Below are 10,654 nucleotides of genomic sequence, written 5' to 3'. Positions count from 1 at the left end.
CCACCTGCACGCTCAACGCCGCGATCATCGCACCGTTGTCCGTACACAACCGCGGCCGCGGCACGCGCAGCTCGATACCCGCCTCCGCGCACCGTTCCGCCGCCAACTCCGAAAGCCGCGAATTCGCTGCCACGCCACCGGAAATCACCAAGGTGCCGATGCCCTGCTCCCGCGCGGCACGAATCGCCTTCGCGGTGAGCACGTCCGCGACCGCCTCCTGAAACGAGGCTGCGACGTCGTTCACCGGCACCTCGTCGCCAGCCCGCTCGGCGTTCTCCACCCAGCGAGCCACGGCCGTTTTCAAGCCAGAGAAGGAAAAGTCGAACTTCGCGTCGCGCGGACCGGTCATCCCGCGCGGGAACGCGATCGCCTTCGGGTTGCCTTGCTTGGCCGCCTTGTCGATCGGCGGCCCGCCCGGATACGGCAGGTCCAGCACGCGCGCGACCTTGTCGTACGCCTCGCCCGCCGCGTCGTCCACAGTGGACCCAAGCTCGGTAATGCTCGACGCGATGTCGTCCACTCGCAACAGTTGCGTATGCCCGCCGGAAACCAGCAACGCCAACACCGGCGTCGGCAACGGACCATGCTGCAACGTGTCCACCGCGATGTGCCCGGCAAGGTGATTCACGCCGTACAGCGGCACATCCAGCGCGGTCGCATAGGCTTTCGCCGCCGAAACGCCCACCAGCAACGCACCAGCGAGTCCCGGCCCGGCCGTCACCGCGATCGCGTCCACATCGGACAGTTTCAGTCCGGCAGTGGCAAACGCGCGCTCCGCGGTCGGCACCATCGCTTCGAGATGCGCGCGGCTGGCGACCTCCGGCACGACCCCGCCGAAGCGAGCGTGCTGGTCCACACTGGACGCGACCTCGTCGGCGAGCAGTTCCACGGCGCCGTCGTCGTGCAGCCGGACGAGGCCGACTCCGGTCTCGTCGCAAGAGCTTTCGATGCCCATGATGACGCGCGCCATCAGCCGGCCACCTCGTCTCGTGCCGGGGCCTGCGCGGGGCGGGCCATGGTGAACGCGTCGGCGCCGGAGGGCTGGTAGTAGCGCTTCCGGATGCCGAGTTTCTGGAAACCGTGCGCCTCGTACAGCTTCACGGCCGGGTCATTGTCCGTGCGCACTTCGAGGAAGACGGGCGCGTGCAGCTCATCGGCGCGCGTCAGCAACGCACGCAGCAGTGCCTTGCCGATCCCCTGCCCCTGCGCCTCCGGCACGACGCCGATCGTGTGCACGTTCGCCTCGTAGTCACCGCGTCGCCCCACCACCGCGAGCCCCGCGTACCCAAGCAGGGTCTCCCCGTCGTCCGACCGCGCGGCCAAGTAGTAATGCCCCTGGTCAAGCTCGGAATGGAAGGCGCGCGCACTCCACGGATCGTCACCGGGAAAGAGGATCTTCTCGATCTCCGCACACCTCGCGACGTCAGCGCGGCGCAGTTGGTCGAGCTTCACAGCGCGGTCACCCTCTTGCGCGCCGCGGGCTCGACAGCGTCCGGACGACGCAGGTAGAGCGGCGTCAACGGCTCCGGCTGCGCGCGCTCGAGAAGCGCCGTACGCGCGACGCGCACCAACCCAGCCGGCGACGGAAACCGCGGCTCGATCGGCACCACGCCCACCGCTGCCGCGTACTGCAAGGCCCCGTCGCCCGCCGCTACGCGAATGTCCGTGTCGACTTCTGCAGGCCGCTGTACGTGGGGACCGTCCGTGCGCGCGCCCGAAGCGTCGTACGCGGCCCAGTAGACCTCGCGACGCCGCGCGTCCGTGAAGACGAGAAACGGCTTCTCCGTACGCACCACATCAGCAGCGATCGCGTCGAGGCTGCACACCGGATACGCCGGAATGCCGAGCGCGTGCGCGTACGCGGCCGCCGTGGCCATGCCCGCCCGCAGTCCCGTGAAGGGGCCCGGCCCGACGCCGCACACGATCGCGTCGAGTTCGCGGAGCGTGACCCCGGCCTCTTCCGCAGCAGCGAGCGCGTGCGGGGCGATCAGCTCGCCGTGCGCCCGAGGATCCACCGTGACGCGATCCGCCCGAGTGACGAGCGAACCCTCGTCGACAGCGACGATGCCCGCAGTCACCGCCGGAGTAGCCGTGTCGATCGCCAATACCAGCACGATTTCCCAGGATAGCTCTGGCCCGACAGAAGCCGGGGAGCGGGCGGGTCGGGTTGGGGGTCGGGGAGGATACGTTCCGTGATGAAGCTGTCTGCTGTGGCCTTGCTGGGCGGGGTGTTGGTTGTGGCTGGTTGCTCGGCCGCCCCGGCTCCCGTCCCGCCGGTGGCGTCTTCCGCGCCGCCCGAGGTGCCTCGGGTGACCCAGCCGCTCGATGTGGCCAAGTACGAGCGGGCACCGTGCTCTCTGCTCACCCAAGCCCAGGCCGCAGAGGTCTTCAACGCGGTCCGCAACCGCAAGATCGCAGGCAACGTCGCCCCGGTCTGCACGTGGAACAACAGCGAAAACAGCTCCCTGGCGATCGGCCTCCTCCCCGGACAGGGCGGACTCGCCACCGTCTACCAGAACCGCAGCAGCAGCGGCTACTTCGAACCGGCCCCCTCCGTCGACGGATACCCGGCGGTATTCACCAACGTCCTGGACAACCGTTCGGACGGCGGCTGCCAGATAGCAGTCGGCGTCCGCGCCGACGAGGCGTTCACCAGCTCAGTCATCCTCTTCAAACAGTCCCCGGCCTACGACGACCCCTGCGCGGTCGCCCTCAAAGCAGCCACTGCGGTCGTGGCCACCCTCGAGGCAGGTTCCTGACACCTGCCCGGCTTGGGGGATTTTGTCCACACGCGGAACCTCGACCGATTAAGCTCAGTCAGAGCGTCGGCAGTCGGAGACAGTGCCGCCGGGAGCGAGGGGGAGCGTCATCGTGGGCAATGGACAGTCGTCCAGCGACAGCCAGCCGGTGGACGGGCGCGCTGGGTACGTCGACCCGGAAGAGCAGGCCAAGCGCGACCGCCAGGACCAGCAGTTCGGCGAAGCGATGAACTCCAACGGCGTGCGCGTCTACCAGCAGCGGGCGGCCGAGGATGCCAAGGTCAACGCCGCTGCCGCGGGTGGCGGGTTCAACATGGACGTCGACGCGATGAAGACCCTGCAACCGGAGTGGCAGAGCATCGCCGACGGCCTGAACGGCATGATCAGGTCAGGTCGGCAGTTGCGCGCGGTAACGCCGCCAGCCAGCGACGATGGCAGCTCCCTGCAAAAGAGGGCAGCGGACATGCATGCCGACGCCTATCTCACGAGTCTCCAGCAACAGCAGACTTACGCGCAGGGCTATGCCGACAGACTGAAAGAAGCCATCGGCAAGTACGAAAAGCAGGATCAAGCCAATACGTCCAGCATGAGCAAGCAAGGATGACCCGGTGACGAAGACCAGCATCCGCGCCGCCGCGACAGCGATCCTGCTCCTCACCCTGACCGCCTGCACGTCCAATCCGGGTTCTCCCGCACCGTCAACTCCGAGCACGTCGCTGGCAACGTCTTCTGCCGCGCCCGACGTTCCGCAGGTAGCCAACCCGCTCGACGTCGCCAAGTACGAACAGAATCCCTGTACGCTCCTCACCCAGGCGCAGGCCAAGCAGGTCATCGAGTCGGTCCGCACCACCACCGACGCCGGAGCCGGGGCACCGATCTGCAGCTGGTACGGCCCGGACAACAGCAGCGTCGGGATCGGATTCGTCCCCAACGGCGGCGGACTCGCCAGCGCCTACCAGTACAAAGACAGCTCATCCGGATACTTCGAGAAAGCACCGGACACCGACGGTTACCCGACCGTGCTCTCCGGCCCCACCGACGACCGCAAAAAAGGCGGCTGCCAGGCCATCGTCGGAGTGAAGAACGACGAGACCTTCACCAGTTCGGTGATCCTCCGGCAATCCTCCCCCCACTACAGCGACCCGTGCGCATTGGCAATCACCGCGGCTACCGCGGCGATCAAGACGATCAAGGCAGGTGCGCGATGACTAATTACACTCCGCAGCAAATCGTCGGCCTCGTCAAAGGCGGCAAGGGATCTGGCGGGATGTACACCGGGGCAGACCTGTCCTCGGATCTCTCCCGTCAGCACCAGGAAATCGCCGGACGGATGCAGCAGCTGCAAGGCAAGATGAGCCAGTACTGGCAGGGAGATTCCGCCGGTCAGGCCTACGCCGGCGCGGGCCCGCTCGTGCAGGCGTCCGAGGTCAGCGGGCAGCATCTCCAGCAGGCGCAGGAGCTTTACCACGGCCAGGGCGGCTCGTTCCAGCAACTGCACAACAAGATCCAGGACATCGGCGACGTCGGCGATAAACCGGGCGGCGACTGGGTTTCCGGGACCCCTCTCTCGTTCCTCTCGAACCGGCAGGACGAGATCGACGAATGGAACCGGAAAGCGCAGGCGGTCACTGAAAGCTACGACGCTTATCACCAGCAGTCGACGGACAATTCGAGTCGCTGGGCGGACCCGTCCCAATACGGGCAGCTCGCGATGCCCTCCGCGGGCGGGGACTTCACCATCACCCAGCCCGGAGGCACCGGTACCGCGCATCTGCCTTCTCACTACACCCCGGGAGGTACCGGCGGCACCGCTGGCACGTACTCCGAGGGCGGCTACGTCGGCGACAACACCAGCAGCGGCACCGGCAACAACACCAGCCACCGCGACCACACCAACGATCGCACTGGGCCGCCGGGGGTGACGCCTCCTTCGGAGACCCATCGGTGGGATCCGGGGCCCTACACCCCGCCGCACAATGATCCGACGGAGACGCCGGGCAAGTACCACCCGCCGCACAGCGACCTGCCGGACGACACTCGGACGTCCAGTTATGTTCCGCCGGATCTGACGAGCACCAACAATCCCAACAGCACCAGCAACCCCAACTCCTGGTCGTTCAACAGCAGCAATCCCAACACCGCTAACCCCAACGGCGGCGGCAGCGGCGGTCTGTACACGCCGGGCCTCCCCGGAACCGGCGGCGGTGATGTAAGCGGGCGAGGTGGAGTCGGCGGAAACGCGGGCAACAGCGTCGGCCGAGGAGCAGGTACCGGCACCGGGCCGTTCGGGAGCGCCGAAGCCGCCGGTCGAGGCGGCGCAACGGCCGGAGCCAGCGGGCGCGCGGGGACGTCGGGCATGGGTGCGGGCGCGATGGGTCGCGGGCAGAAGGGCGAAGGCGAAGAAGACCTCGTCCACGAGACCGCCGACTACCTGGTCGAGCAGGACCCGGACGCCGCCCTCATCGGGGACCTTCCCAAGGCGGTTCCGCCGGTGATCGGGCTCTGACGGATGCTCGTGCTCGCCCGCGAGGTGGTCCTCCCCGCTGACTGCCTTCCCATCGCGGCGGAGATGGCTGGGGTTTCGCTCCCGGCGGCGCTCTCGCCCGACCCGCTCTGGCGCGACCCCGAGGAGACGCGCGCGTATCGCGAAGCCGCGGTGAACGCCATGGCCGACCAAGGCGTGTGGGGTCGGGGCGGTCCGGACGAGACGTTCGTCCGGACCATGACCGTGTTGTGTCGCGGGACCAGTGAGCTGTCGGCGACCGTCGAGAGCGGGCGGGATCGGCGGTATCGGCTGGTTGTCGCGGCGCTGGGCAAGGACGCGGTGCTCGCCTGCCACATGCCGTCGACCAGCACGGTGGTGTTGCGTCCGGCAAAGCCCGAAGCGTTGGCGGAGGACTTGATCCGCGAGCTGCCGCGCGTCCAGCCCGCGCAGGCGCAGGCGGTGTCGGTGCCGGAGTCGGCGTTGAATCTGGCCATCGACGGCGGTCCGGCCAGGCAGGACGTCCGGCATCTGCTCGACGTCGCCGCCCTTCCCCGCGTCGGGGGCGGGCAGATCACCGCGGGCGCCCGCGACGGGCTCGGCGGGCGGCGGATCAGCGGGCGCGACCTCTGCACGTATTACGACACCGAGCACGGCCGCTACCTGTTCTCGTTCTCCGAAACCGACGGCGGCGAGCGGTACGTGAACGTCGCCCCCGGCCGCTACGAAACGATGGTCCAGCGGGTGCGCGCGCTGCTCGATAATCTCTCCTGAACCTGGGTACCCCTGACAATCAGGGGCTGTGAATCGCGTCGCAGGTGGCGACCGCCGCAAGGCGGTACGGTGCGATTCCAGGCGCCGGTGACGCAGGAGGTCCGCGAAAGTGCCCGATCCGCTGTTTCCCGCAGTCGCCGCCGGATCCGACAAGGAAGCACTGCGCTTCGGCGACCGAAAACTCACCTACGCCGAACTTGGCGCGGTCGCCGGGGCGCTCGCCGCCGAACTGCCCCGAGACCGCCGGGTCGCGGTGTGGGCGACGCCGACGCTGCACACCAGCGTCGCGGTGGTCGCCGCGCTGCTCGCCGGGGTTCCGGTGGTCCCGCTCAATCCCAAGATCGGCGAACGCGAACTCGGGCACATCCTCGCCGACAGCGAGCCCGCACTGGTGCTCGCCGAACCCGGCGTCGAACTGCCCGCCGCGCTCGACCTGCCGCGTCACGACATTCCGCTGGAAAGCAACGGGAAACCGCCGGCCAGCGAACCGGACGCCGAAGCTCCCGCCTTCATCGTCTACACCTCCGGCACGACCGGTCCGCCCAAGGGCGTCGTGCTGCCCCGCCGGTCGATCGCGACCACGCTCGACGCGCTTGAGGACGCTTGGCAGTGGACCGCCGACGACGTGCTCGTTCACGGACTGCCGTTGTTCCATGTGCACGGCCTGATCCTGGGCATCCTCGGTCCGCTGCGCCGCGGCGGAACGGTCCGCCACCTGGGGCGGTTCTCCCTCGAAGGCGTCACCGAGGAACTCGCGAACGGCGCGACGATGCTGTTCGGCGTCCCGACCATGTACCACCGGATCGCCGAAGCGGTCGCGACCGACGAAGCTCTCACCGACGCGCTCAAGTCCGCCCGGCTGCTGGTCTCCGGCTCGGCCGCGCTGCCGGTGCACGACCACCAGCGGATCACCGCCGCGACCGGACAGCAGGTCGTGGAGCGCTACGGCATGACCGAGACGCTGATGAACACCAGCGTCCGCGCCGACGGCGAGCGCAAGCCGGGTTCGGTCGGCGTCCCGCTCGCCGGGGTCGACCTGCGGCTGGTCGACGAGTCCGGCACCGAGATCAGCGAGCCGGACGCGGTCGGCGAGATCCAGGTCCGCGGGCCGAATCTGTTCACCGAATACCTCAACCGTCCGGACGCGACAGCCGCCGCGCTCGACCGCGGCTGGTTCCGCACCGGCGACATGGCCACCCGCGACCCCGACGGCTACGTCCGCATCGTCGGCCGCAAGGCCACCGACCTGATCAAGAGCGGCGGCTACAAGATCGGCGCGGGCGAGATCGAGAACGCGCTGCTGGAACACCCGAACGTCGCCGAGGTGGCGGTGACTGGCGAACCGGACGACGACCTCGGCGAGCGGATCGTCGCGTGGGTCGTGCCGGACGGCGAACGGCCCGCGCTCGAAGCACTCGCCGACCACGTGTCGAAGCTGCTCGCTCCGCACAAGCGGCCGCGCGTCGTGCGGTATCTGGATGCGTTGCCGCGCAACGACATGGGCAAGGTCATGAAGCGAGCGCTGGGATGAGCACCACCGCGCGCGAGCTGCTGGCCGCCCTCTCCGCCGGGTTCACCGACCTACCTCTCGCGGACACTCCGGCGGACGATCCGCTCGGCTGGCCGGGATATCCGGAGGCCCGGGCCGCAGCCGCCGCGCGCACCGGCGAGACCGAGTCGGTCGTCGTCGGGGAAGCCCGGATCGGCGACGTGCCGACAGTGCTGATCGCCTGGGAGTTCGGCTTCCTCGGCGGTTCGATCGGACAGCAGACCGGCGACCGCGTCGAGGCCGCCTTCGCCCATGCGAAGGAGCGCGGACTGCCGGTGGTTTCGCTGGTCGCGACTGGCGGCAGCCGGATGCAACACGGCATGCGTGCGCTTTCCCAGCTCCAGCGAATCGCGCGCGCCTCCGCGGAAGCACGCGCGGCGGGTGTCCCGCAGATTTCCGTTCTCCGCAATCCGTCCACCGGCGGCGGCTGGGCGACGCTCGGCGCCGGATCCGACATCGTGCTGGGGCTGCCAGACGCCCAAGTGGGCTTCGCTGGCTCCCGCGTACGGCCTGCGACGTCGCCTGCGGAGGCGTACACCGTCGAAGCGAAACTGGAATGGGGACAGGTCGACCGTCTCGTTGAGACAGAACAGCTGGGCGACGTACTCGCGCGATGGTTACAACTGTTGGCTTCGCCATCGACAGAGCCCGCTCCCCCGCCTAACGCCCGTCGCAAAGCCGCGCTGCCCGAAACCGGCTGGGACGCCGTACGGACGGCGCGGGCCTCTTCGCGAGCGCGCGCACCCGAGTACCTCGACGCGTACTTCGACTGGCGAGAGAACGTACAAGGCGACCGTGCCGGTCACGTCGATGAAGGCGTGCAGTGCGGCTTCGGCTGGCGAGAAAGCCGTGCGATCGCGTACGCAGCACAGTGCGGCACGGCGACGCGCCCGGCAGGATTCCGCACGGCGGCACGACTCGTGCGGCTGGCGTCCCGGCTAGGAATTCCGGTGTTGACGCTTGTGGACACTCCCGGCGCGGCAAACGACGCGGAAGCGGAAGAAGGCGGGATCGGACCAGCGATCGCGGAATTGTTCGAGGCGATCGCCACCGCCGCGGTTCCGGTCACCACGCTGGTGATCGGCGAAGGCGGTTCCGGTGGGGCACTGGCTTTCGCCGCTCCGGGCGCGACCTGGATCACCCCGGACGCCTACTTCTCGGTCACCTCGCCGGAAGCCGCGGCGGCGATCCTGAAACGCCCGATGACCGACGTGCCGGCCGTGGCCGACCAGCTGCGGTTGCGTCCACAGGATCTGGTCGGCCTCGGCCTGGCAGCCGGGATCGTCGAGTTCTAGAGTCCTGAACGGTCAGGCTTCGACAGCCTGGACCCGCCACTTGCGCTGCGCGTAGGACGCGAGGGTAGCCGCGACAGCGACTCCCGCGGTTGCACAGCTTGCGATGGCCACGAATACTGCCGTCATTGCGGCTCCTCCTCACGGGTGCACGCGTCGATGCCGTCGGCGAATCCGGATGATCCGCTGGCCGACGTGTGCGAGTTGATGGGGTTTTACAGGTATCTACCTGCTATAACGCATGGTCCCCGCTACGCGTTACCTCCGCTACCCCCGTGCGGGAGTGAGACGTATCACGTTACGCTTTGCATTGCTCGCGGTAGGTGATGTCGGGGGCTCTGCGCAGTGAGTCCTGAAAACGCGAAGGGAGCGATGTGACAGAGGCAGCAGACGGGAGGGGGCCGTCGGGCGGCGCCACCGTCACGGACGACGCGACAATGCGCCGGGCGGTCGGCGCGGCCGCGGTCGGCAACATCACCGAGTGGTTCGATTTCGGGGTCTACGGCTACCTCTCCACCACCATCGAGGCGCAGTTCTTCCCGCCCGGCAATCCCGCGCTGGCCCAGCTCGCGACGTTCGCGACCTTCGCGGTGGCGTTCCTGGTGCGTCCGCTCGGCGGCCTGTTCTTCGGCCCGCTCGGCGACAAGATCGGCCGGACCAAGGTGCTCGCGGTGACCGTCATCCTGATGGCGACCGGCACCTTCCTCATCGGACTGATCCCGTCGTACTCGTCCATCGGACTGGCCGCGCCGATCCTGCTGGTCTGCGCGCGGGTCCTGCAGGGCTTCTCCACCGGCGGCGAGTACGCGGGCGCGATGACGTTCATCGCCGAGTACAGCCCGGACCGCCGCCGCGGCTACTTCGGCAGCTTCCTGGAGTTCGGCACCTTCATCGGGTACGCGCTCGGCGCGACCGTCTCGTCGGTGCTCCCGCTGGTGTCGACCCCGGCCTTTATGGACACCTGGGGCTGGCGGATCCCGTTCATGGTGGCGCTGCCGCTCGGCATCGTCGGCGTCTACCTGCGGACGAAGCTCGAGGAGACGCCCGCGTTCCAGCAGCTGCTGGACGAGTCCGGCAAGCGCGAGGACTCCGAGGCCAAGCACGTGGTCCGCACGATCTTCGCGAAGTACTGGCCGACGATGCTGCTTGCCGGCGGGCTCGTGGTGACCTGGAACGTCACCAACTACATGCTCACCAGCTACATGCCGACCTACCTCAAGGACGACCGCACGATGTCCGCGAACGGCGGGCAGGCGATCTCGGCCACCGCGGCGGAATGGCTGCAGATCGGCGTGCTGTGGCTGGGCGTGCTGCTGATCCCGTTCCTCGGCAAGCTCAGCGACAAGTACGGCCGCAAGCCGATCCTGTGGGTCGGCGCGGGCGGGCTGATCGTGCTCGGCCTTCCGATGGTGCTGCTGCTCAAGAGCGGGTCGCTGATCTCGGTGCTGCTCGGCCTGATCCTGATGGGACTGCTGCTGATCTGCTTCTCGTCGACCTGCCCGTCGACGCTGCCCGCGCTGTTCCCGACCGAGGTCCGGTACGGCGGGTTGTCGATTTCGTTCAACATCTTCGTGTCCGCGTTCGCCGGGACGGTGTCGCTGGTGATGAGCGCGCTGGTGCTGGCGACCGGGGATCTCAAGTGGCCTGGGTACTACCTGATGATCGCCGGGGTGGTCGGCGTGATCACGCTGCTGAAGCTGAAGGAGACCGCGAGGAAGCCGTTGCCTGGCTCGGCTCCTTCGCTGTCCGCCAGCGAGGAAGCCACCGCCGGGCGGTAATCGCCTAACGGGCCGTGAAG

At 68.5% G+C, this 10,654-nt stretch carries 11 protein-coding genes; 8 read left to right on the top strand and 3 right to left on the bottom strand.

Annotated features, from left to right (window positions below):
* The 3 genes from tsaD to tsaB form a co-directional block, all read right to left on the bottom strand.
* Nucleotides 1-970, bottom strand: a 970-nt coding sequence (gene tsaD / locus D0D37_RS22285; RefSeq protein ID WP_116202503.1) for a tRNA (adenosine(37)-N6)-threonylcarbamoyltransferase complex transferase subunit TsaD, incomplete at its 3' end; no start/stop codon positions are given.
* Entirely contained in the window at nt 970-1,452 is a 483-nt protein-coding gene (gene rimI, locus D0D37_RS22280; protein WP_116202502.1) for a ribosomal protein S18-alanine N-acetyltransferase, read from the bottom strand. The genes rimI and tsaD, both read right to left, overlap by 1 nt.
* Nucleotides 1,449-2,114, bottom strand: coding sequence for a tRNA (adenosine(37)-N6)-threonylcarbamoyltransferase complex dimerization subunit type 1 TsaB (tsaB, locus tag D0D37_RS22275; RefSeq protein ID WP_116202501.1), 666 nt, complete (start codon nt 2,112-2,114; stop codon nt 1,449-1,451). Before tsaB ends, rimI begins: the two co-directional genes overlap by 4 nt.
* 81 nt (nt 2,115-2,195) lie before the next feature.
* Here tsaB and D0D37_RS22270 point away from each other — a divergent pair, with 81 nt between their 5' ends.
* The 8 genes from D0D37_RS22270 to D0D37_RS22235 all read left to right on the top strand — a co-directional run bounded on the left by D0D37_RS22270 (nt 2,196) and on the right by D0D37_RS22235 (nt 10,634).
* The gene (locus D0D37_RS22270; protein WP_116202500.1) at nt 2,196-2,759 is read left to right on the top strand and encodes a DUF3558 domain-containing protein; all 564 of its coding nucleotides are present in this window, start codon (nt 2,196-2,198) and stop codon (nt 2,757-2,759) included.
* A 112-nt stretch (nt 2,760-2,871) separates the two neighbouring features.
* Nucleotides 2,872-3,363, top strand: coding sequence for a hypothetical protein (locus D0D37_RS22265; RefSeq protein ID WP_116202499.1), 492 nt, complete (start codon nt 2,872-2,874; stop codon nt 3,361-3,363).
* A 4-nt stretch (nt 3,364-3,367) separates the two neighbouring features.
* Nucleotides 3,368-3,967 carry a DUF3558 domain-containing protein gene (locus D0D37_RS22260; RefSeq protein ID WP_116202498.1) on the top strand — a complete coding sequence of 200 codons (600 nt, stop codon included), beginning with the start codon at nt 3,368-3,370 and terminating at the stop codon, nt 3,965-3,967.
* Nucleotides 3,964-5,265 (top strand): hypothetical protein, encoded by a 1,302-nt coding sequence (locus tag D0D37_RS22255; protein ID WP_116202497.1) that lies wholly within the window; start codon nt 3,964-3,966, stop codon nt 5,263-5,265. The genes D0D37_RS22260 and D0D37_RS22255 overlap by 4 nt, the downstream gene beginning before the upstream one ends.
* A 3-nt stretch (nt 5,266-5,268) precedes the next feature.
* Nucleotides 5,269-6,015, top strand: a complete 747-nt coding sequence (locus tag D0D37_RS22250; RefSeq protein WP_116202496.1) for an ESX secretion-associated protein EspG — start codon at nt 5,269-5,271, stop codon at nt 6,013-6,015.
* A 109-nt stretch (nt 6,016-6,124) separates the two neighbouring features.
* The gene (locus tag D0D37_RS22245; RefSeq protein ID WP_116202495.1) at nt 6,125-7,546 is read left to right on the top strand and encodes an acyl-CoA synthetase; all 1,422 of its coding nucleotides are present in this window, start codon (nt 6,125-6,127) and stop codon (nt 7,544-7,546) included.
* Entirely contained in the window at nt 7,543-8,859 is a 1,317-nt protein-coding gene (locus tag D0D37_RS22240; RefSeq protein ID WP_116202494.1) for a carboxyl transferase domain-containing protein, read from the top strand. Before D0D37_RS22245 ends, D0D37_RS22240 begins: the two co-directional genes overlap by 4 nt.
* Before the next feature lie 371 nt (nt 8,860-9,230).
* The gene (locus tag D0D37_RS22235; protein ID WP_116202493.1) at nt 9,231-10,634 is read left to right on the top strand and encodes an MFS transporter; all 1,404 of its coding nucleotides are present in this window, start codon (nt 9,231-9,233) and stop codon (nt 10,632-10,634) included.
* The last annotated feature ends 20 nt before the right edge of the window (nt 10,635-10,654 follow it).

The sequence above is a fragment of the Amycolatopsis circi genome (assembly GCF_003385235.1).
Classification (GTDB): domain Bacteria; phylum Actinomycetota; class Actinomycetes; order Mycobacteriales; family Pseudonocardiaceae; genus Amycolatopsis; species Amycolatopsis circi.
Note: the sequence above shows the minus strand (reverse complement) of the source record. Positions and strands in the feature narration are given on the sequence as shown.